Here is a 23,404-nt window from a genome sequence, read left to right on the forward strand (position 1 = left end):
GCGTAAGCTGGTGGTGTATAAGGGTGAGCCACCAGCGTAAGCTGGTGGTGGTGAACCCTGGGTAGCGTCAAAAACACCTCGGGCTTACGCCCGAGGCTCTAGAGCTTGAGTTTCGCTGGATTTGACCGCCACGGGCTTACGCCCGAGGCTCCGGTGTGCGCATTTTTCAATACGCGTCCCTGGAGCCACCAGCGTGAGCTGACGATGGATAACCTGGAGCCACCAGCGTGAGCTGGTGGTGTTTCGGCGCGGCCCAGCGCTCACCACCGGTTAGCACCGCCAAAGGCCACCGCCGGCTCACGCCGGCGGCTCCAGTTTTAGCGTCAAGCTTTGGCACCGCCGGCTCACGCCGGCGGCTCCATACGCCGGCGACTCTTTCTCTGCGGCGACCTCCATGCGCCGGGTCGGCGCGGAACGGTTTTCCCGTTTCCCTCCGCATATCATTGACAACGCGGTTCCGCGACGGTATCCCATAGTCGCTTGTTTCTCGTTATGAAGCGGAGTTCGACAAGATACCCTAAACCGGAGACCGCAACATGGAAAGCGCGCACAGACGCATTTGGGTCGCCCCGGCAATCGTTGCCGGACTGGTGACGGCCTCGGTCTTATTCGCCGCGGCGGGGGCGGGGATGGCCGACGAGGCCGCCACGCGGTGGCAAATCGGAAACCCCATCGTCACCTACTGGGCCGGACCCAAGTTGACCGATGCCGTGGCCCGGCAATTAGCGGACGGCGGTTGGAATGTGGTCTGGTCGAGCGAAGAGGATTTGGACGTAGCGGCCCGGCATGGTCTGCGGGCACAGTTGCAACATCCGCTGCTCAACCCGGAATCGCTGGACGACCCCCAGCGCCGCGCTCAACTGGACGCCCTGGTCGATCGCGTGAAGAACCACCCGGCGCTGTACAGCTATTTCCTTCGCGACGAGCCGAGCGCCCAAGACTTCCCCGGCCTGGGTAAGTTGGTCGCCTATCTGCGCGAGCGCGACCCGGCGCATTTGGCCTACATCAATCTATTCCCCACCTATGCCAACAACGCGCAGTTGGGGACGGAAGGCGACCTGGTGACGGCCTACAGCGAACACCTGCGGCTTTACATGGAGATCGTCAAGCCCGACCTCGTGAGCTACGACCACTATCAGTTTCGCGCCAACGGAGACGGCGATCAGTACTTCCTCAATTTGGCGATGATCCGCGAGACGGCGCTTCGGGCCGACGTTCCATTCCTGAATATTGTGCAGGCGTGCAGTTGGACGCCGTCGATGAGGGTGCCCAACGGCGACGAACTTCGCTATTTGGTGTCCACCAGCCTGGCCTACGGTGCGCAAGGCATCTCGTACTACGTGTATTGTTGGCCCAATCACGTGGGCGGCATGGCGACGCCCGACGGCGAGCCGACGCCGCTGTATCACGCCGCCAAGGTCTTGAATCGCCGTTTCGAGGCCGCTGCCGAGCAACTGCAACCGCTGAAGTCGTTGGCGGTCTATCATGTGGGCAAAGTTCCGCTGGGAGGCGTCGCCTTGCCCGACGATTCGCCGATTCGCGTCGAAAACGTCTCCGCCGCGCATCAGGGGAGCGCGGAGCAGGGCGAAGGTTGGCTGCTGGGGCTTTTCGGAAAGGCCGCCGACACGCCGACGCACGTCGTGGTGGTGAATCTCGATTATCACGCGGCACGCAAGGCCGAGGTCCGGGGATCCGGCGCCTGGGAAAGGTTCGATCCCGACGCACGCGCTTGGAACGAGGCGGGACGCGACGGCGTACCGCTCGATTTCCCGCCGGGCGAAGGGGTCTTGCTGCGGCGGAAATAGCTGCGGGGGCAATTCCCAACGGCTCGCCTTTGGTGTATCTTGCCGAGGCATCCCTTTTTGGGGAGATCGTGGCCTTTGCTTGAAATCCCCATCCTGTTTAACTATTATGACCGTTATCGTAAGCCTGTTTTGTTGACTGGGTAATTAGGTCTCATCCGGACCCGGAATTTCCCAAACGGGCGGTAGAGGGATGCCGCTCGATCGGGCGGTTGGGCTTTGCGGTATGCCGTGGCCGGCGCGACAGGGAGGTCTCGTTGGGTTTCATCCTCCGATTTGCTCCGTCAGGCCTTTAGGAGTCCACTCCATGTTGCGGAAATTGTTGCTGGTGATTGCAGGGGGTATGGTTCTGTGCTCCGCCGCCTCGCTTGCCCAGGACGCCGTGTTGGCGCATTTCTACGGCAAGGCCGTCCATCGCTATTTCGCGCGGGACTACGCCGGGGCCTTCGAGTATCTCAATAAGGCCATCGAAAACGGGAGCGACGATCCCCGCTGCTACTATTTCCGCGGTCTGACCTATCTCAACCTGGGGCGCGAGGAAGAGGCCCGCGAGGACTTTCAGCAGGGCGCCAAGATGGAGATGCAGGACACGACGCAGATTTTTTCGGTCAGCAAGGCCCTGGAGCGGATTCAGGGGCGAACCCGACTGATGATCGAGGAATATCGCGAGGATGCCCGACTGCAAGCGATGGTGGAGGCGGAGAAGGTTCGTCGGGCACGATACGAGGAATTGAAACGAGAAGAGGCGAGGGTGCTCGATCAATCGGCCCCGGCGGTGGGTTTGCCGGAGGCTAGCGCCGGCACCCCGGCGGCACCCGCTCCGGCCACTCCACCCGCTCCCGCTGCTCCCGAGGCGGCCCCTGCCGCGCCGGCCGCTCCTGCGACCCCTCCGGCCCCTGCGGCCGACCCGTTCTCCACGGAACCGGCTCAACCCGCCGCGCCTGCCGCTCCGATGCCGCCCAGCGAACCGCCCGCTCCCGCTGCTCCCGAGGCGGCCCCTGCCGCGCCGGCGGCCCCTCCCGCTCCGCCTGCTCCCGCCGCCGACGACAACCCGTTCTCCACCTGACGGCCCATCAGCCCCGCCGCGGATGCGGTCGCGGTTCGCGGGAAGAAGCGAATCACAGTCGGGTCGGCGTTGGCCGACCCGATTTTGTTGCGCGCGTCGGGCATGACGCGCACCGTCACGACCCGACGCCGTCACCGGCTTGAGCCTCGGGCGTAAGCCCGAGGCGTTGTTGCCCAGCGCACGATCGCCCTGGAGCCTCGGGCGTAAGCCCGAGGTGTTGTTGCGCAGCGCACGATCGCCCTGGAGCCTCGGGCGTAAACCCGAGGTGTTGTTGCGCAGTGCACAATCGCCCTGGAGCCTCGGGCGTAAGCCCGAGGTGTCTCGTCGCTACCCAAGATCCCACCAACGCCTCCACCACCAGCTTACGCTGGTGGCTCCAAGGCGCCGGCGGCGGAGATTCGCCGCATCCGGCCGCTCCGGTCCGCATTCTCGCGGTAAACTACAGTATTGGCAAAAGCGCGAGAGGCGGCGGTCCGCGACCCCTTTTCGGCGGCGTCGAACCACCGCCGTAGTTTCTTCGGCCCGATGGGAGCGGTAGTCATGAATACGGTTTCGGACACGATTCTGGTGACCGGCGGGGCGGGCTTCATCGGCAGCAATTTCGTGCGGTTATGGCTCCGTGAGGAGTCGGGCCGCCTGGTCAATCTCGACAAACTCACCTACGCCGGCAACCTCGACTCGCTGGCCGACGCCCTGCAAGACCCGCGGCACGTCTTCGTCCAGGGCGACATCTGCGACGGCAAACTGGTCCGCCGACTGCTCGATGAATACCGCCCGTGGGGTGTCGTCAACTTCGCGGCCGAGTCGCACGTCGATCGTTCGATCGACGGTCCCGCCCCCTTCGTGGAGACGAATGTGGTGGGAACCTTCCGCCTGCTGGAGGCCTCGCGCGACTATTGGAACACTCTGGCCCCGGACGATCGCTCGCGATTCCGCTTTCTCCACGTTTCGACCGACGAGGTGTATGGGTCGCTGGGTCCCACCGGTTATTTCGTCGAGACCACGCCCTACGCCCCGAATTCACCCTATTCCGCCTCCAAGGCGGCGGCCGACCATTTCGCCCGAGCGTATTTCCACACCTACGGCCTGCCGGTATTGGTGACGAATTGCTCGAACAATTACGGCCCGTACCAGTTCCCCGAAAAGCTCATTCCGCTGATGATCCTGAATGCCTTGGAGGGCAAGCCCTTGCCGGTGTACGGCGACGGCGGCAACATCCGCGATTGGCTGTACGTGGAGGATCATTGCCGCGCGATTCGGACCGTGCTGTGTCAGGCCCCGCCGGGAGAGGAGTACAACATCGGCGGCAATTGCGAGCGGACCAACCTTCAGGTCGTGCACGCCATCTGCGAAATCGTGGGCCGTTTGCGTCCGGACCTGCCCCACAAGCCCAAGGACCTGATCACGTTCGTCAAGGATCGGCCGGGCCACGACCGCCGCTACGCCATCGACGCGGGCAAGATTCGCCGAGAACTGGGCTGGGAACCGCTGGAGAACTTCGAGTCCGGGCTGGAGCGCACGGTCCGATGGTACATCGAGAACCCGACCTGGGTCGATCGGGTCACTACCGGGAAGTATCGGCGGGAGCGTCTGGGATTGGGCGACGCCGGTTGACCCGCCCGAGGCTGAAGGGCGGTCTCGGCGGCCTCGCCGCGGCGTGCCCGCCCGTGCGCGAGCGACATCCCACCTGTGCGGTCCAGCCGCGGGAAATCACCCATCCCCTAGAACGAGAGCCAAACATCACCTCTTAATGGAGGATAGGGGATTCGACGCTGACTCCGTAAGTGACAATCCAGAAATAACTTGCGACACATCGGCACCCCGTGGTGGCACAAAATCCGGCACACCTAAGGCGCAATCCCGATGCGATATCCCGAGCGAGAGCACAAAGTTGGTTGCAGCTTCGGGTGAGAATCCAGTAGATGAAAGTGCGAATGCAGTAGATGAAAGTAAGGCTTTCGGCCGGCTGGAAGCCCTCAAACGTCTTGCAAGACGTTTGTCGCCCGAGCAACGGCGTCAATTGGCGGAGTGGCTAACCCGCGGCGAAAGCTGAGGATAACCGCCAATCACTCGAAATCCTATCCGCAGAATATGGCAGGTTAATCATTCGGGATAGTGTTCGAAAAACGCGTGGAACTTTGGATGTGCATTCATTAATCGCCGCCGTTGTGACTGGCTGCGCTTTACGGTAGGGGCAATACATGAAGGCCCCTACAACACACTGAGTCTCTTACCTTTTACACATTCTTGCAAGGCTTGGGGATGGGGCAGAATACTTGGACAGACGCCGAATCGCTCCTTGGTGGCAGCACTCGGAATTTTACATAGCGAAGCAACAAGGCTTGCGAGGATTGCAGAGCGGGGTTGGTACTGACCTATGCCCAGTCGGCCTCGGTTAGGATGGCGTTGAGCAGAGCGATAAGTGCACTGGAGGCCGTGAGTTTGAGTTACCGAAGCATCTTGCGGCCGTTGACAAATAGGGCGCAAAACTTGGGATGGTTGCTACTGCGGCACATCCCGGCGTAGCGGCGACTCGATCGCTTTGAGACGCCGCCCAAAGACGCCCGGTGAGTAAGGGCACACGAGAATCGCCGGCGAGCAGTCGAAGCGTCCCGCCCTGGTGATCTGCGAGTTGCGAACGCCCGACCCGACCGCCGGCCCGTGCGGTCCCGAAACATCTCTTCGACGGTCATCCGCCGCCCATAGGGGGGCCTGCACTCTTCCCTCCGAATACGACAGATGGGTCATCAGAAACAAGCTGAGGCGCATCGGTTCGGTGGGGCCTAACCCGCGATCCGCCGCCGAAATCACTTCCACAGCGGCCCAGCTCCGCCAAATTGACGCGGCCGATCAGCGTGGTTGCAGAAAGAAAGCAGAAAGCGAGGGTCTCGCCGTTTTGATTCGTTTTTTCGCAATCCGAAACAAACTCCGGCAACCCACAGCACGGCCTTGATCGGGATCATGTCGGTTCCCTGCGCTTGTGGTGGTTGAATGGGTCGACTCCGCACGCAACCTTGTACCAACGAGCGACTTCCGAGAAGTCGCCAATTTTATTATCCCCCGCGCCAAAGTGGCGGTGGTTCAATTTCGCGTGATGGTTGACATGCGTGTCTGAATATGCAGGATAGTATGGCGTGTTGCATGCAAGCGGGTTTTCTCCCGGCGGCGTTTCGCAGGAACACGAGCATGAATGATCCGAACATCGCAAAGCTGGTCAAGGAACTCCGGCAGCGGCTCGGCCTGACGCAGGAACAGTTTGCCCAAAGGGTCGGCGTCACCTTTGGCTCGGTGAACCACTGGGAGAACGGCAAACGCAAGCCACAGCCGTTCCTGCTCCGCCGTCTCCTTGATATTAAGGAGGAACTCGAGAAGAGGGAGGAATAACCCGTGGCGCGGCTGGAAGAACTCACGCGGGGCGCGTCCGTCAAAGGTATCCTTGCTGACGGCCTCGCCACCATTATCGACGTCAAGTGGCACGGCTCCGACGTTGTCGAGGTGACCTACAAGGACGCGTCCGGTCGTCCGGCCGGTGAGCTTCTCTACAGGGACTGTGAACCTTCTCTGGAGATCGTGACGCAGGGCACGCCCTTCAGCTTCGACGGCGACGGCGATCGGTTCCGTTTGGCCTCGGAGGCTCGACGCATCAGGCTCGCCTATCTGTTCGACCCGCTGTTGGCCATCCACACTTCCCTGATTGATCCGCTGCCGCACCAAATCACAGGGGTTTACGAGGTGATGCTGCCCCGGCAGCCGTTGCGGTTCGTACTTGCGGACGATCCCGGCGCGGGCAAGACCATCATGGCCGGATTGTTGATCAAGGAGCTGATGATGCGAGGTGACGTTCACCGGTGTCTCGTCTGCTGCCCCGGTAACCTTGCCGAGCAGTGGCAGGACGAGATGGACGCCAGATTCCAACTGCCCTTCGACATCGTCGGCAGGGAGGCGATCGAGGCATCCCGTACCGGGAATCCATTCGCCGAGAAGAATCTCGTCATTAGTCGACTGGACCTGATGAGCCGCAATGACGACATTATCGCCAAGCTTGAACAAACCGAATGGGACCTCGTCGTGGTGGACGAAGCGCACAAGATGCACGCCTCGTTCTTCGGCGGCGAGGTCAAGGAGACGAAGCGCTACAGACTCGGCCGCGTTCTGGGCAGGCTGGCCAGGCACCTTCTTCTTATCACAGCCACGCCGCACAACGGCAAGGAAGAGGAGTTTCAGCTCTTTCTGGGCCTTCTGGACGCTGACCGATTCGAAGGCCGGTTCCGGGACGGGGTACACCTCGTAGACACCTCGGACATCATGCGCCGCGTCACGAAGGAAGATCTCCTGAGGTTCGACGGAACGCCCCTTTTTCCGGAGCGCCGGGCCTATACCGTCACCTACACCCTCTCGGACATGGAGGCCAAGCTGTACGCGGAAGTGACGGAATACGTGCGGAGGGAAATGAAGCGGGCCGAACGCCTGGCCGCCGCGGGGGAAGGTCGTCGTGGGAGCGTCGTCGGCTTCGCCCTGACGGTCCTGCAACGACGTCTTGCCTCTTCTCCCGAGGCCATCTACCAGTCCCTAAGACGACGCCGGGAGCGGTTGGAGAAACGCCTCCGTGAGGAAAGAGTTGTCAATCGCGGAGCCGCCGTCGCCGTGGATACGACCCGGGAACTCCCTGCCATTACGCAGGAGGACATCGAGGACCTTGACGACGCGCCGGACGCGGAAGTCGAGGCCACCGAAGAGGCGGTGGTGGATCAGGCATCGGCGGCGCAGACCATCGCCGAACTCGAAGGCGAGATCCAAACGCTCCAGTGTCTCGAGGAACTCGCGCTTCGAGTGCGTCGCAGCCGGATCGACCGCAAGTGGGAGGAACTCTCCAAACTCCTCCAGAACAATTCCGAGATGTTCGATGCTTACGGCCACCGCCGAAAGCTTGTCATCTTCACGGAGCACCGCGATACGTTGAACTACCTGGCGGACCGGCTCAGGGCGCTCCTGGGCCGACCGGAAGCCGTCGTGACGATCTACGGCGGCATGGGGCGAGAGGACCGTCGCAAAATGCAGGAGTTGTTTACCCAGGACAAGGACGTGCAGATACTTGTGGCCACCGATGCGGCGGGCGAAGGTATCAACCTCCAGCGTGCCCATCTGATGGTCAATTACGATCTGCCCTGGAATCCCAACCGCCTCGAACAGCGGTTCGGACGCATCCACCGCATCGGCCAGACGGAGGTCTGTCACCTCTGGAACCTAGTTGCATATGAGACGCGCGAAGGCGAGGTTTACTATCGCTTGCTCGAGAAACTCGAGGAACAGCGCAAGGCCCTCGGCGGCCGTGTGTTCGACGTGCTGGGTAAACTCTTCCACGAAAAGCCGCTCCGTGAACTTCTCATCGAGGCAATCCGCGGCGACGAGCAGCCCGAGGGCCGCCGGCGGCTGTTCCGCGTTGTGGACGCCGCCCTGGACCGCGAGCACCTCCGGCAGTTGCTCGAGGAACGCGCCCTGGCGCGCGAGAGCCTGGATGCGGCGAGGATCCGTCGCATCAAGGAGGACATGGAACGCGCGGAGGCCCGCAGACTTCAGCCGCACTTCATCGCATCCTTCTTTTTGGAGGCCTTCCGCCTGCTGGGCGGCAGCATCCGGGAGCGCGAGCCGCGCCGCTACGAAGTCACCCATGTGCCTGCCGTCATCCGCAGTCGCGACAGGCAGATTGGCAACGGACAGCCCGTCCTGCCACGCTACGAACGGGTGACCTTCCACAAGGAACTCATGAGCGTGCCGGGAAAGCCCCTTGCCTCGTTTATCTGCCCCGGACACCCGCTTCTGAACGCAACCATCGATATCGTACTGGAACGATACCGCGACCTGCTGCGGCGGGGCGCCATGCTTGTGGATCCGCGAGAAACGGGCGACGAGAGAATGCGGATGCTCTTCTACGTGGAACACGCGATCCAGGACGGCCGGCCGGACGGCCAAGGCAATCGCAAGATCGTCTCTCGACAGTTGCAATTCGTGGAGATGGACGCCGACGGCAACGCGCGGATGGCCGGTTATGCCCCCTACCTCGACTACCGCCCGATCACCGACGACGAAACGGCCCTGGTCCAACCCGAACTGGCCGCGCCGTGGCTGCGGCAGAACGTCGAGGAACGAGCCGTCTCCTACGCCATCCAGCACCTGGTTCGCCGGCACTTCGCAGAAGTCAAACGATTCCGCGAAGAACTGATCGCCAAGACCGCCGCCGCCGTGAAAGACCGGTTGACCAAGGAGATCAACTACTGGGACCACCGCGCGGAGGAACTTAAGGCCCAGGAACAGGCAGGGCGGGTCCATGCCCGCCTCAACTCCGCCAAGGCCCGCCAGCGGGCCAATGAACTGGAGAGCCGGCTCCGCAAGCGAATGGAGGAACTGGAGCAGGAGAAGCATCTTTCGCCCCTACCGCCGGTGGTGGTCGGCGGCGCTCTGGTTGTGCCCATCGCTCTCATCCGACGGCTGAAGGGCGAAACCGGCGGCGAACCGGCCATGTTCGCCCGCCGGACGCAGCACGTTGAACGACTGGCGATGGAGGCCGTCCTGGCGACCGAGCGCCGCCTGGGCCGTGAGCCGCGCGACCTAAGCGCCGAGAACCTGGGATACGATGTGGAGTCGAGGGTTCCCACCAGCGGCCGGCTGCTGTTCATCGAGGTCAAGGGCCGCGCCGCCGGGGCGACCACGGTCACCGTCACTCGAAACGAAATCCTCACGGCCCTGAACAAGCCGGATGACTTCATCCTGGCCCTGGTCGAGGTGGACGGCGAAACGGCCAAGGAGCCGGTCTACGTCCGCCGGCCGTTCCAGAGAGAACCGGACTTCGGAGTGACCAGCGTGAACTACGAACTGAAGGAACTGCTGCGCCGCGGGGAGGCGCCGTCATGACTGTGCCGATGCCTACCCCCATCTATCGGTTTCTCCATGTGGACAACTTGGAGACATGCCTGCGGCGAGGCGGCTTGCACGCCCCCAATCATACGCCCAAGGACGGTCTTCCCTACAAGACCATCCATAACGTGGGTATTCAGCAGCAGCGTAAGATCGCCCGAATCCCTTGCGGGCCGCGAGGTGTCATCCACGACTATGTGGCGTTCTATTTCGGCTATCTGTCTCCGATGCTGCTTCAACTCAAGACGGGGCGGGTCAAGGGTTACGGCGAAGGCCAAGACCCGTTGATCTACGTGGTTTCAACGGCGCAGGCCGTGGCCGATAGTGGGGCGCAGTTTGTCTTCTCCGACGGCCATGGGATTGCTGCGTTCACACATTGGTACGACGATCTAGCGCGTCTGGACCAAGTTGACTGGAACGTGGTATACGAGAGGTACTGGGCAGACAGCGTGGACGATATGGACCGCCAGCGACGTAAGCAGGCAGAGTTCTTGGTCCATTGCCGGTGCGATTGGAGCCTGATTCACGAGATCGCCGTGCTGAACCAAGGCATGAAGACACGGGTCGAGGAAATTCTGTGCGGCTTCGCGCCGGCAACGAACCGGCCCGTGAACGTCCATCCGGAGTGGTACTTCAAGGAGGTCGCCGGATGATCGAGATAACGCAAGGCAACATCATCGAGGCCGACGCCGAGGCGTTGGTCAACACCGTCAACTGCCAAGGTTTCATGGGCAAGGGCATCGCCCTTCAGTTCAAGAAGGCCTTCCCGGATAACTTCAAGGCCTACGAGCGGGCCTGCCGCGCTGGCGATGTCCGCCCCGGTCGCATGTTCGTCTTCCCCATCGGGATGATGACGAACCCCAAGTACATCATCAATTTCCCCACCAAGCGCAAGTGGCGTGAGAAGTCCAGGATGGAGGACATCGAGGCGGGCCTGGCCGCGCTCGTCGATGAACTTCGCCGGTTAAAGGTGTCGTCCGTCGCGGTACCTCCGCTGGGCTGCGGTCACGGCGGGTTGGACTGGGGAAGGGTGCGGCCGCTCATCGAGCGGGCGCTTGCTGCCCTGCCCGATGTCCGAGTCATGCTCTTCGAGCCGCTCGGAGCGCCCGAAGCCAGGGCCATGCCCGTCCGCACCCAGCGCCCGAGACTCACCCTTGCCCGGGCCCTGCTCATCCGGCTCATGCGGCAATACACCGAAATGGCGTACCGACTCACGTTGCTGGAGATTCAGAAGTTGGCCTACTTCCTTCAAGAGTCCGGCGAGCCGCTGCGGCTGAACTACGTCGGCCACCTCTACGGGCCGTATGCCCACAACCTCAACAAGGTGCTGGAGACGCTCGAAGGCCACTTCATCCGCGGCTACGGCGACAGCCAGAAACCCGACGTGGAGATTGAACTCCTGCCCGGCGCGACCGACGAAGCCGACCGATTTCTGGCCACGGACGCCGAGGCCGCTGCCCGCCTTCAGCGCGTCGCTGACCTGATCGACGGCTTCGAGACGCCTTACGGCATGGAGTTACTATCCTCGGTTCACTGGGTCGCGTGCCACGGGAAATCACCGGTCCGCAACGCCGACCAGGCCATCCAGGCACTTCATCGCTGGAACGATCGCAAGCGATTGATGTTCAAGCCGGAACACGTCCGCGTCGCTTGGGATCGTCTGCTGCAAGCGGGATGGATTATGAGCGCCGCGGACACGTCGAAGGAGCACGCCGAATGAAGAACGTCACAGCCTATCCCCGCAAACTCATCGAGGTCGCCTTGCCGCTGGCGGAGATCAACGACGCCTCGGCTTACGACAAAATGCCCGGCATCGGCGCGCACCCCAAGGGCATCCACCAGTGGTGGGCGCGGCTGCCGCTGCCGGCGGCGCGGGCGGTGCTCTTCGCCTCCGTCGTGGACGACCCCTCGGCCCACCCGGAGAAGTTCCCCACCGAGGACGCCCAGAACGCCGAGCGGGAACGGCTTTTTGACATCATCCGCCGCCTGATGCAAAAGAAATTGCACGAACACCCGGAGGTATATGCCGCTGCCCGGGCCGAGATGCTCAAGCATTGCGGTGGCAAACTGCCGCCCGTGCTCGACCCCTTCGCCGGCGGCGGGTCCATACCGCTGGAGGCGGCCCGGTTGGGCTTCGAGGCCCACGCCGCCGACCTCAACCCTGTGGCCGTGCTCCTCAATAAGTGCAACCTCGAAATCGTGCCCCAGTGGCTCGATCAGCCGCCGGTCAACCCGGAAAAAAGAGGTCAGGCGTCAGGAGGCAGAAGGCTGCACTCGGGCGGCTGGCACGGGGCGGCGGGCCTGGCGGCCGACGTGCGCTACTACGGCCGCGTCGTTTTGGAACGGGCCCGCAAGAGAATCGGCCACCTCTACCCCAAGGTCCATATCGTCCCGGAAACGGACGACACCTGGCGGCATGCCACCGAAGAAGAGATCCGCTCCGGCAAGGGCGGCGTCCGCGAAGCGAACGTCATCGCCTGGCTGTGGGCACGCACGGTGGCCAGCCCCAACCCCTCCGCCAAGGGCGCGCACGTGCCGCTGGTGAGCACGTTCTGGCTCTCCTCGAAGAAGGGAAATCTTGTCTGGCTCCAGCCGGTGGTTGACCGCCGAAACAACACCTGGCGGTTCGAGGTCAGGACCGGCGAGCCACCGGATGCGAGCGCTGTGAAGTTGGGCACCTCGCAAGGCAAACGACGTGCATTTCGTTGCGTGATATCGGGCACACCTATTCACTATGATTACATACGCGCAGAGGGCAAAGCAGGGCGAATGCGGGATCGGTTGTCGGCGCTAGTGGTGCAGATTCCTGGCGGCCGCACCTATCTCTCTGCCTGTGAGAGCCAGGAGGACAGAGCGCGGCAGGCAAGCGCGACGTGGGTTCCGCATTGCGAATTCCCCAAGAAACACAGAAACTTCCAGCCGCCGGTTTATGGCCTTGACGACCTATGGCAAATTTTCACCCCCCGACAGTTGACGGCGCTGGTGACGTTTAGCGACCTGGTGAAGGAGGTGCGGCAAGATGTGCTCAAGGACGCCCACGACGCCGGCTTGTCGCCCAAGGATGCAGAGGAATACGCCAAGGCCGTCGCCACGCTTTTAGGCACCGCGCTCTCCCGTCTCAGCGATCACGCGAGTTCTCTGTGTACTTGGAACCCACACGATCAGGTTGTTATGCACACTTTTGGCCGCCAAGCATTGCCTATGGTCTGGGACTTTGCAGAAGGCAACGTCTTGACCGAGGGAAGATGCTCATGGAGTATATGCATTGGACGTGTCGCAGATTGCCTTAATGCAGTCGCTCGACCTGCCGTGGGGAAAGCTAAACAGATCGACGCCGCCAGCGCCTGGGACGATCTTCGCGGCGTCCTGGTCAGCACCGACCCGCCGTACTACGGCAACATCGGCTATGCGGCACTGTCCGACTTCTTCTATGTCTGGCTGCGGCGGACGATCGGAGACCTGTACCCGGACCTCTTCAAGACCATCCTGGTGCCCAAGGAACCGGAATTGGTAGCCGCGCCGGAACGCTTCGATGGCGACAGGGAGAAGGCCAAAGAGCACTTCGAGACGGGCTTCCGCAAGGCCTTTACCGCCCTGCGCGAGAAGATGGACCCGAGATTCCCGCTTACGGTCTATTACGCCTACAAGCAGGAGGACGAAGGAGTAGGGAGCGAGGAGCACGAAGCGGCGAGCAGGGACCAGGAGGGGGGAAGCAGGAATGGCGTGGACCTGACGACCGGGTGGGAGACAATGCTTGAGGCGCTTCTGGGTAGCGGATTCCAGATCACGGCCACCTGGCCCATCCGGGCGTCGCAGAAGTGGCGGATGGTGGCCATGGGCACCAATGCCCTGGCCTCGTATATCGTCCTGGCCTGCCGCCCCAGGCCGGCCAATGCGCCGCAGACGAGCCGCCGTGAGTTCATCATGGAACTGAAAGAGGAACTGCCCACGGCGCTGCGGCACCTGCAGCAGGGCAACATCGCGCCGGTGGACCTGGCGCAGGCGGCCATCGGGCCGGGCATGGCGATCTTCTCGCGCTATTCGAAGGTGATGGAGGCCGCCGGCCGACCCATGACCGTGCGCACGGCCCTGGGGCTGATCAATCAGACGCTGGACGAGGTTTTGGCGGAGCAAGAGGCCGAGTTCGACGCCGACACCCGCTGGGCGCTGGCGTGGTTCGAGCAGCACGGGATGGAGGAAGGCTCGTTCGGCGACGCCGAAACCTTGAGCAAGGCCAAGAACACGGCGGTCAGCGGCATGGAGGAGGCGGGCATCCTTACGGCCAAGGCAGGCAAGGTTCGCCTTCTTCGTCGCGACGAACTACCGGACGACTGGGACCCGGCGGCGGATGGGCGGCTGACGGTGTGGGAGATGACGCAGCACCTGGTGCGGGCGCTGGAGAACGCCGGGGAGAGCGGTGCGGCGGAACTCCTGAGGAAACTGGGCAGCCGGGGCGAGACCGCGCGGGAGTTGTGCTACCGACTTCACAAGATCGCGGAACGACGGGGCTGGGCGCAAGAGGCGGTGTGGTACAACGCCTTGGCGGTGGCTTGGCCGGAGATCGCAAGGCTGGCGGCCGCAGCGTCCGAGCGGCGCGAGCGGCAGATGACCCTGGATGAGAATGAGAGCAGGTAGGTGAATTGCCATGGCAAAGACGAATCGTGACCGGGTCGGCAAAGGGCTGGAACTGCTGAGCCGGGGGCTGTTTCCGTTCATCGAGCGGGAGATGAAGGTTGTCCATGGGGACAAATGGAAGGCGGCAGCCGGACAGTCGTTCGGCGAAAAAAAAGTGAACTGGTCCGACCCGCAGGCGGTGCTGATGGTCATGTGGGACCAGTGGAACTCGGTGTTCAAGAACGTGCTGGGCCACGCCGAGCGGAGCCTGGTGAGCGAACTGCGCGAGGTACGCAACCGCTGGGCGCACATGGAGAATTTCAGCACGGACGACGCCTACCGGGCGCTGGATAGCGCCGGGCGGCTGCTGGCGGCGGTCTCGGCGGCCGAGGCGGAAGAGGTCGAAAAGCAAAAGATGGAACTGTTGCGCCTGCGCTTCGAGGAGCAGCGGCGGACGGAGGCCCGCAAAACGGCCGTGGCACCCGTAGAGGGCCGGCCCACGAAGGACCTCAAGCCCTGGCGCGAGGTGGTCACGCCGCACCCGGACGTGGCCAGCGGGCGGTATCAGCAGGCGGAGTTTGCAGCGGACCTCTGGCAGGTGTACCTGAGCGAGGGGTCGGACGAGTACCGCGACCCCACGGAGTTCTTCCGCAGGACGTTCTTGACGGAAGGACTGAAGCAACTGCTCACGCGGGCGGTGGAGCGTCTGTCGGGCAGCGGCGGCGACCCGGTGGTGGAACTCCAGACCAACTTCGGCGGCGGCAAGACGCACTCGATGCTGGCCTTGTATCACCTGTTTTCCGGGACGGCGGCGGCCAATCTGCCCGGCGTGGACGACCTGCTAAAGCAAAGCGGCCTGACGCTGCCCGAGGGCGTGCGCCGCGCGGTATTCGTGGGGACGAAGATTTCGCCGGGCCAGACGCACAAGAAGCCCGACGGCACGGTGGTCCACACCCTGTGGGGCGAAATTGCCTGGCAACTGGGCGGCAAGGCAGGCTACAAACTCGTCAAGGAGGCGGACGAAACGGCGACAAATCCCGGCGACGCGCTGCGGGAGCTATTCAACAAATATGCGCCCTGCCTCATTCTGATTGACGAATGGGTGGCCTACGCCCGGCAATTGCACGACAACGGCGGCCTACCGGCGGGGACGTTCGACACACAGTTCACCTTTGCGCAGGCCTTGACGGAGGCGGCCAAGGCCGCGAAGAAAACGCTCCTGGTGGTGAGCATTCCGGCGTCGGAGAGTCCCAGCCCGCGCGAGGGCCGGGAGTCGGTTTCCGACATCGAGGTGGGCGGCGAACGGGGCCGGGCGGCTCTCACGCGGCTAAAAAACGCCATTGGCCGCGTGGAGGCCTCTTGGCGACCGGCCAGCCCGGACGAAGGATTCGAAATCGTCCGGCGCCGTCTGTTCCAACCGCTCAGCGACCCCGCCAAGTTCGTTGACCGCGACCGGGTGGCACGGGCATTCGTCGAAATGTACGGGGGCCAGCAGCAGGAATATCCGGGCAATTGCCGCGAGGCGAGTTACGAGCGGCGGATCAAGGCGGCCTACCCCATTCATCCCGAACTGTTCGACCGGCTCTATAGCGACTGGTCCACCCTGGAGAAGTTCCAGAGGACGCGGGGCGTACTTCGGCTGATGGCGGCGGTCATCCATTGTCTGTGGGAGAGGCAGGACGGCAACCTCCTGATCATGCCGGCGAACGTTCCGGTGGACGACCCTCGCGTGCAGTTTGAACTGACGCGGTATCTGGAGGACCAGTGGGTGCCGGTCATCGAGAAGGACGTGGACGGGCCGCATTCCCTGCCGCTGGCGCTGGACCGCGACAACCCGAACCTCGGACGGTTTTCAGCCTGCCGGCGCGTGGCCCGGGCGATCTACCTCGGCTCGGCCCCGACGCAGCGGGCGGCCAACCGCGGCATCGACGATAGGCAGGTGCGGTTGGGGTGCGTCCAACCGGGGGAGAGCGCGGCCGTCTTTGGGGACGCCCTGCGGCGGCTGACGGACCGGGCAACCTATCTCTACGTTGACGGGAACCGGTACTGGTATTCGACCCAGCCCACCGTGACGCGCCTGGCCGATGACCGGGCCGCACAATTGCGGGAGGAGGACGTGCTGGAGGAGATCGTTCGGCGTCTGCGCGTTGAAGGCCGCACGCGCGGGGATTTCGCCCGCGTTCATGCCTGCGCGTCCGGCGGAGACGTCACCGATGAGCGGGAGGCACGGCTGGTCATCCTCGGCCCCGAATACCCGCACGTCGCCCGCGACCCTAACAGCCCGGCGAGGCAAGAGGCAGCCCGCATTCTTGACTCGCGAGGACCTTCCCCCAGGACGTACAAGAACACGCTGGTGTTTCTTGCGGCCGACCAGACGCGCATGAGGAACTTGGAACACGCGACGCGGCAGTACCTGGCATGGAAGAGCATCTGGGAAGAGAGGGAAACGCTGAACCTGGACGCCTTCCAGTCGCGGCAGGCCGAGACCAAGCGCCGGACGGCCGACGAGACGGTGGAAGCGCAAGTTCCCGAGGTGTATCAGTGGCTCCTGGTGCCGAACCAACCCGATCCGAAGGGCCCGGTGGTTTGGCAGGAGATACGGCAACAGGGCAGGGAGGCGCTGGCGATTCGGGCGTGCAAGAAACTTAGAAACGAGGAGATGCTGCTTGCCCAACTCGGCGGACCGCGACTGCGGCACGAACTGGACAGGGTGCCGCTGTGGCGCGGCGACCACGTGGGCGTAAAGCAACTGGCCGAGGACTTCGCCGCGTATCTATATTTGCCACGGCTCTGTGACGATTCGGTCCTTTTGGGCGCCATAAGCGACGGCCTATCGCGACCGACATGGCAGACCGAAACCTTTGCCTATGCGGACCAATGGGAAGAGCAGGCGAAGAAGTACATCGGTCTTCAGACCGGCTCCCAAGTCCGCGTTCTCCTGGACGACCGCAGCGTCCTCGTCAAGCCGGACGTCGCCGTCGCGCAGATGCAGGCGGACAGACCAACCGCCGGGGTTGGGCAGTCGCCGGCGGGCAAGGGAACCGGCATGGTCGAAAAACCTGCGGGCGTGATGACCGGGCCGGAATCGGGAGTCGAACCGCCCACGCTTGTGGAGCAACCGCCCCGGCGGTTTCACGGCACCGTCGTGCTTGATGCCATGCGCGTGGGCAGGGACGCGAGCCGGATAGCCGAGGAAGTGGTCCAGCATCTTGCCGGGCTGGTCGGGGGGCGGGTCGAGGTGACGCTTGAGATTCAGGCGGAAGTCCCCGACGGCGTACCCGATCAGGTTGTCAGGACGGTCACCGAGAACTGCCGGACGCTCAGGTTTAAGAGCCACGGGTTTGAGAAGGAGTAGAGCATACGGACTTTGTCCGCGACAACAGCCCGCAGCTACGCCGAACGGCGGTCATGGCCGCGGCTAACATTTCATTCAGACTTCCGTGGGAAGCGGACGTCCAGTGGGACCAGGTGGTAAGGTCGGGCTATGCCTATGGAATTGGGCCGAGACACCATGAAAGCCGAACTGGTGGCACGTCGGTAATGGTGGGACCGTAGAATCACAATCCCACAAGCGGCCCCCCCACGACCTCCGCAAAGTCCCGAATTGGGGCAAAAGCCGACGATTCCCAGGGGCGTCGCGAGTTTCCGGTAGCCCTGTTCCGCTATGTCTTGCAGAGGTAACGGTGGATTTGCATGGGCGCTGCGGAAGCGCGTCCGCCCTTTGCCGCGCAAGACATTCAACTTCAAGTTGGTCAAGCCCGCCCGCATCGCCGCCTCTCCCGGTTGCTTCAGCCAATGCCGGCCCCGCGTCCCATTATAGGCTCATAGGCCTCGTCTGACGGTGGCATCTTCTCAACGGCGAGCAAGTGACTCGGCTAAACCCGCGGATGCGAATAGCACGGCCCCTTTACGCCGGGGCGAGGGGGAAGCGGGTTGTGTCCGTATACCGTTACCGGGCCAATCAGGCGTCTTGGGAATCCGCCGTCCGACGTGGATAAGAGTTTACCTATTCTCGGCGGAGCGCGCTGAATTGCGCTGAATTTCGGTAAAATGGGCAAACCAATTCGTGCCGAAAGTTGCCCCGGGGCGCGATATACGTGGCCCTCCGAACGACGTTTGCCATTTGGCGGGCACAACAAGGGTTCACCGTTCGGGGCAATTCATGAATTGCCCCTACCGCAATACGGCAACCACGCAAAACACGGTGCTCACGGCCGATTTATCAATCGCCCCGGCCGGGACCTGCTCGTCAGGTCTGCTCTCCAAACTCGGGTGATCCCTTCCGCTTCGCCGGGGCATTTGGACGCCTCACAGGGGCCTCGAAAAACGTTTAGAATGCGCTGAGTTGAGGGGCGAGCTAGGGAACCTAGGCCCGAAACCCCGCCGCCACACGGGTTGCCCGCCCCTTTTTCCGGCTTGTGGTGTTCTTTGTTCGCGCGGAGTGGCACGCGTGTCTGGTGTTTCGCATCCGTTTTTGTCGGCCTTGCGGAAGCTGTTGACGGCTTTTGAGGACGTAGAGGACTCCTGGAACGTCTTCTGGACGAGATACCAAGAGGGCGATGGGCGACAGGGGCGGTGGTTTCCCGACTTAGGACCCAAGTGGACCACGTTTCAGTCGGCCTTCCAAGAGGCGGCGCGGCAAGTCCAGGAATGTCGGCAGGCCATGCCGAAACCGGAGGAACTGCCCCGCTTGTTTACGGGGGGGCCGCCAAACTGGGCCATCGCGGCCACTTTCCCCGAGCTGTTACAGTATTTTGCGGAACGGTTTGCAGCGTGGGTCCGCGGCGTGACGGCACCGCCGGGCGGTTTCGCAGTATGGGACTGGAACACGGATTTTTCCAGGCACTTCATGGGGCAATTTCGGGAACTGTTCATCGTGCCCTTGGGAGCGGTTATTCAGGTGTATGAGAGGTTCTTGGCCCAGCGGGAGGCCGAGCGACTGGCGAAAGCGCTGGTTGCGGATCCTCCAACGCCTCTGGACGGCGCGGAAGAGGTCCGCGAAACTCCGCAGGGTCCTGCGGCACCGCAAAGCGCTGCGGTGCTTGAAGGGGACGCGGCTATCCGGAGGCCGGAGCCGGAATTCGTGTTCCGGCGGAACGGCGGCGGCTGGTTTATCCGGGCTTTCGGGAAACAAGGTTACTTCGGGAACTTGCGCGGGTTCGAGCATATCGCCAAGCTGCTGGAGGCCCCGGGCAAGCGGGTGCCGATGACACATCTAGCCGGCGGTCAGTGTGGGACCACGACGACGGCGGACGCGGCCGAAGAAGGACTCCACGCCGAAGGCGTACCCCAGCCCATGATCGATGAGCAGGCCCAGCAGGACATAAAGCGCGAGCTGAAAAGGCTACAGGAAGAGATCGCGGACGCCGAAAGCGAGGGAGACGTTGTCGCAGTCCAAGACTCACGAGCCAAACTGAATCAGTTACTCGAGCAGTACAAGGACACCCGGAAGCCCGGCGGGGAAACCAAAAACTTTCCTACGCCCGTGGATCGCATGCGATCTCAGATCACGAAGGCGCTCAACCGGGTGTATAAGCAACTCCACCAGGCTGGTTTGAAACAACTGGCTGACCACCTAAGAGTGTCCATCTCCGCTCAAGGCGATTCCTTCATATACTCTCCCACCCCATCTATCCCCTGGGCTTTAGGGGAGTTCCGTATGTAGTTCCGCGAAGCGGAACTTAGTTCCGCGAAACGGAACGCGTTTCTTTGTGGAAGCGGATGCACAGTGCAAGCCGCCACAACCCCGCGCAGGTTTCTACAAAGGAACGCAGAACCATGCTGGAGCGTCTTCTTCTCACCCCCCGTGAGGCGTCCTATCGCCTTGGCATTAGCACCCGGCACCTTTGGAACCTCACCAGCCCACGCGGCCCGATTCCGGTCGTAAGACTGGGGCGGAAGACTTTCTATCGGCCGGAAGACCTCGCGAACTTCGTAGCCGACGTTGCCCGGCAATCGGCGGAGGCCGCAACCCTTACGGATGAGGAGGGCGACCGATGATTGACTCCCCCGAAGGGCAACTTCTGGACGCCCTCGAACGGCACGGATGCGGCCCGCGGCGATCAGGGGACGGCTGGTCGGCCCGGTGCCCGGCCCACGATGACCGACGGCCGTCCCTAAGCGTATCCGCGGGTGATGGCGGCCGGGTGCTCTTGCACTGTCATGCTGGATGCCCGACGGAGTCGATCGTATCGGCCTTGGGCCTACGAATGGCTGATCTGATGCCCGAGCCGATGTCGTGCTCCACGCCGAGTAAGCCTCGGAACAACGACAAGGTGAGCCGTGAGCGGGCGGCACGCAAATCGTTCCATACCTGGCAAGACGCCGCGCGGACCTACGGACTTGGGGCCCCGTCCGCGTCGTGGCCCTACCACGACGCATCGGGAGCGGTGGTTGGCGTGATTTGCCGATGGCAAGGTCCGGGCGGCAAGGAAATTCGCCCGGTCACGCTCATGGATGGTTTCTGGTCGCCGTGTGCCATGCAGCCCCCCCGACCACTGTACGGCTTGCCTGCGGTTCTGCGGGCGGACATGAAAACGCCTATCGTTGTTGTCGAAGGCGAGAAAACTGCTGACGCCGCACGGCGGTGCGGACTCACGGCCGTCACGTCGGCTGGCGGGGCGAAAGCGGCGGCAAAATCCGACTGGACGCCGCTGCGCGGTCGGCAAGTGATTATCCTGCCCGACCATGATGACGCTGGGGCAAGCTACGCCCAGGACGTGGCCCGATTGGCCGTTGCGGCCGGTGCGAAGGGCGTTCGCATTCTTCGGTTGGCAGACTATGCGACGGAATTGCCCAAGGGCGGTGATTTAGCCGACGTGCTCGAATCGTCAACGTGGTGCGGGCTGCCCTTGGCCGCAGGCGCGGGGCCCGAAGACGTTGGTCGTTGGATGATCGCCACGGCCGAAAGCCTTGAGCCTTGGGAGCCGGAGCCGGCGGAGCGCATCAAGCCGTTGGAGTGGCAACCCTACCCGGTGGACGCCTTGCCCGAACCGATTCGGACGTTCGTCACGACAACGGCGCGTGGTTTCGGGTGCGACGAAAGTTATATCGCCCTGCCGTTGATCGTTGCGATGGCTGCCGCCATAGGCACGACGCGACGACTGGAACCGAAGCCCCGTTGGCTGGTTCCGCCGATTCTTTGGGCTGCGATCGTGGGCGAATCCGGCACGCTAAAGACGCCGGCGCTTCGTGCCGCCCTGTGCTGGACGCAAAAACGCCAAGACGCGTTGTTCAACGACTACGATGCGTCGCGACAGCAATTTGACATCGAACGGCTGGCTTACGAAAAAGCATTGGCCGAATGGAAAAGGTCCAAGGCGGACGCCCTGCCCCCGGAAAGGCCGGAACCGCCGACGGCCGGGCGGGTTTTGGTGGCGGATACGACCGTGGAGGGTTTGGCCCCAATCTTGCAAGCCAATCCGCGAGGGGTGTTGCTGGGTCGTGATGAATTGGCGGGCTGGGTCGGAAACTTCGACCGATACGCGAGCACCCCCGGGGGCGACGCGCCGTTCTGGCTGTCTGCATACAACGCCGTTCCATGCGTGATTGACCGCAAAACCACCGGAACGTTGCGGGTACCGACGACGGCCGTTTCGATCGTGGGAGGGATTCAACCGCGAATCCTTGCCCGTGCCCTAGGTCCGGTCAACCGGGAAAACGGGCTTCTCGCCAGGCTGCTGGTGACGATGCCGCCACGGCAACCCAAACGCTGGACTGAAGCCGGAGTTGAACGGGCGGCCGCCGACAGCGTTGGCAAAGTCTTCGACCGGCTATTCTCGCTGGAGCACGACATCGACGACGACGGCACGCCGACGCCGCGGACGATGCGGCTTTCCGCACGTGCAAAGCAACGCTACGTCGAGTTTTACAACGAACACGCCGAGGACCTGGCCGACGCGACGGGCGATTGGGCTGCCGCATTGGCCAAGCTCGAAGAATTGCCCTTGCGGTTCGGCTTGGTGCTGCACCTGGTGCGATGGGCTGCCGGGGAAAACGTGAACCCGGACATCGTGGATGGTGACAGCATGGCCAGGGCGATTGAGTTAACGGCGTGGCACAAACACGAAACGCTGCGAGTGTACGAAGCACTGGATGACACCGAAGAGGAAAGCGAGCGGCGGAAGCTTGTCGAGTGGATTGCCCGCCGGGGGGGAAGCGTGACGGCCCGAGACCTGTATTGCGGCGGGCCCCGCCGATTCAGGGGGGAATCGGGAGAGGCCGAAGCTGCCCTACAGACACTGGCCAAAGACGGATACGGGGTATGGGAAGACGTTCCCGCCAACAATCGGGGGGGCAGGCCAACCCGTGTTTTTCGACTACGGAATCAGTGGCAGCGGAATCAAAACCTCGCCAAACACGGGGAAAACATGGGTTTTGATTCCGATTCCAGTGATGCCACCGACGAAACCGCACCCAACGAACCGGAAACAGTGAATCCTACAACACCCGACGGCGGTAGCGTGGATCCCAGTCAACCTAACGACCTTGAAAGCTCGATCATGTGGTTTGAGTTATGAGCGCGCTGCACCTTCTCAACCGGCCCGGGGTTAGGGTGGTGTGGGAAAACGGCAAGCTTCGGCTTGGCGTAGAACCCGAGACACTGACCGCTGACGAACTGGCCCTCTTACGTGAACACAAGGCCGAAGTGGGCGGCTGGCTGCTTTTGCACAAACTTTGGGAGGCTGGTTTCCGGCTTCGGCTGGAGCCAAGCCGATCCGGCCCGGGATACGTTTTGATTCCTCTCGGTCAACCGGCCCAACCGGTAGACTTCCCGGCCCTTTTTGACCTGTACGACACCTTCCACGACGCGGCCGTATGCCTGCTGCTGGACGTGTGCAAGAAACTCAACATCGCGCCCGAGGATTGGCCGGCGGGTGCTGATCGCCTTATTGTGGCCGAGGCCCAACACGAGGATGGGCGGGGCGGAGAAACGGCTCCCCGTCCGAAGGCCCCCGAGCGAAGACGCGCAGTCTAAACGCTGTTGCACGGCAAAAAGCGGGTTGGTCCA

General features: G+C 63.0%; 14 protein-coding genes. 13 read left to right on the forward strand and 1 reads right to left on the reverse strand.

Features of this window, described 5'->3' with window-relative positions:
* Positions 1-536: 536 nt before the first annotated feature.
* The 3 genes from ACYQ6J_RS15290 to rfbB all read left to right on the forward strand — a co-directional run bounded on the left by ACYQ6J_RS15290 (position 537) and on the right by rfbB (position 4,482).
* Positions 537-1,805, forward strand: coding sequence for a hypothetical protein (locus ACYQ6J_RS15290; protein ID WP_460185053.1), 1,269 nt, complete (start codon positions 537-539; stop codon positions 1,803-1,805).
* A gap of 304 nt (positions 1,806-2,109) precedes the next feature.
* Entirely contained in the window at positions 2,110-2,868 is a 759-nt protein-coding gene (locus ACYQ6J_RS15295; protein ID WP_460185054.1) for a tetratricopeptide repeat protein, read from the forward strand.
* A 540-nt stretch (positions 2,869-3,408) separates the two neighbouring features.
* Positions 3,409-4,482: a dTDP-glucose 4,6-dehydratase gene (rfbB, locus tag ACYQ6J_RS15300; protein WP_460185055.1), complete on the forward strand. Its 1,074-nt coding sequence runs from the start codon at positions 3,409-3,411 to the stop codon at positions 4,480-4,482.
* Positions 4,483-5,370: 888 nt separating this feature from the next.
* Here rfbB and ACYQ6J_RS15305 read toward each other — a convergent pair.
* A complete protein-coding gene (locus ACYQ6J_RS15305; RefSeq protein ID WP_460185056.1) occupies positions 5,371-5,685 on the reverse strand; it encodes a hypothetical protein in 315 nt (104 codons plus the stop codon).
* A gap of 369 nt (positions 5,686-6,054) precedes the next feature.
* On the opposite strand from ACYQ6J_RS15305, the gene ACYQ6J_RS15310 reads away from it, so the two are divergent.
* The 10 genes from ACYQ6J_RS15310 (at position 6,055) to ACYQ6J_RS15355 (ending at position 23,371) form a co-directional block, all read left to right on the forward strand.
* Complete coding sequence (locus tag ACYQ6J_RS15310; protein WP_460185057.1) at positions 6,055-6,252, forward strand: helix-turn-helix domain-containing protein; 198 nt, start codon at positions 6,055-6,057, stop codon at positions 6,250-6,252.
* 3 nt (positions 6,253-6,255) lie between these two features.
* Complete coding sequence (locus tag ACYQ6J_RS15315) at positions 6,256-9,777, forward strand: helicase-related protein (RefSeq protein ID WP_460185058.1); 3,522 nt, start codon at positions 6,256-6,258, stop codon at positions 9,775-9,777.
* Positions 9,774-10,433, forward strand: coding sequence for a type II toxin-antitoxin system toxin DNA ADP-ribosyl transferase DarT (darT, locus tag ACYQ6J_RS15320; protein WP_460185059.1), 660 nt, complete (start codon positions 9,774-9,776; stop codon positions 10,431-10,433). Before ACYQ6J_RS15315 ends, darT begins: the two co-directional genes overlap by 4 nt.
* A complete protein-coding gene (darG, locus tag ACYQ6J_RS15325) occupies positions 10,430-11,500 on the forward strand; it encodes a type II toxin-antitoxin system antitoxin DNA ADP-ribosyl glycohydrolase DarG (RefSeq protein ID WP_460185060.1) in 1,071 nt (356 codons plus the stop codon). Before darT ends, darG begins: the two co-directional genes overlap by 4 nt.
* Positions 11,497-14,415 (forward strand): DUF1156 domain-containing protein, encoded by a 2,919-nt coding sequence (locus ACYQ6J_RS15330; RefSeq protein ID WP_460185061.1) that lies wholly within the window; start codon positions 11,497-11,499, stop codon positions 14,413-14,415. Before darG ends, ACYQ6J_RS15330 begins: the two co-directional genes overlap by 4 nt.
* A gap of 10 nt (positions 14,416-14,425) precedes the next feature.
* Positions 14,426-17,749 (forward strand): Swt1 family HEPN domain-containing protein, encoded by a 3,324-nt coding sequence (locus ACYQ6J_RS15335; RefSeq protein ID WP_460185062.1) that lies wholly within the window; start codon positions 14,426-14,428, stop codon positions 17,747-17,749.
* A 1,095-nt stretch (positions 17,750-18,844) separates the two neighbouring features.
* Positions 18,845-20,059, forward strand: coding sequence for a hypothetical protein (locus ACYQ6J_RS15340; RefSeq protein WP_460185063.1), 1,215 nt, complete (start codon positions 18,845-18,847; stop codon positions 20,057-20,059).
* A 113-nt stretch (positions 20,060-20,172) separates the two neighbouring features.
* On the forward strand, positions 20,173-20,394 hold the full coding sequence (locus tag ACYQ6J_RS15345) for a helix-turn-helix domain-containing protein (RefSeq protein ID WP_460185064.1): 222 nt from the start codon (positions 20,173-20,175) through the stop codon (positions 20,392-20,394).
* 221 nt (positions 20,395-20,615) lie between these two features.
* Entirely contained in the window at positions 20,616-22,913 is a 2,298-nt protein-coding gene (locus ACYQ6J_RS15350) for a YfjI family protein (protein ID WP_460185065.1), read from the forward strand.
* Entirely contained in the window at positions 22,910-23,371 is a 462-nt protein-coding gene (locus tag ACYQ6J_RS15355; RefSeq protein WP_460185066.1) for a hypothetical protein, read from the forward strand. The genes ACYQ6J_RS15350 and ACYQ6J_RS15355 overlap by 4 nt, the downstream gene beginning before the upstream one ends.
* Positions 23,372-23,404 lie beyond the last annotated feature (33 nt).

This window comes from Thermopirellula anaerolimosa (assembly GCF_054657335.1).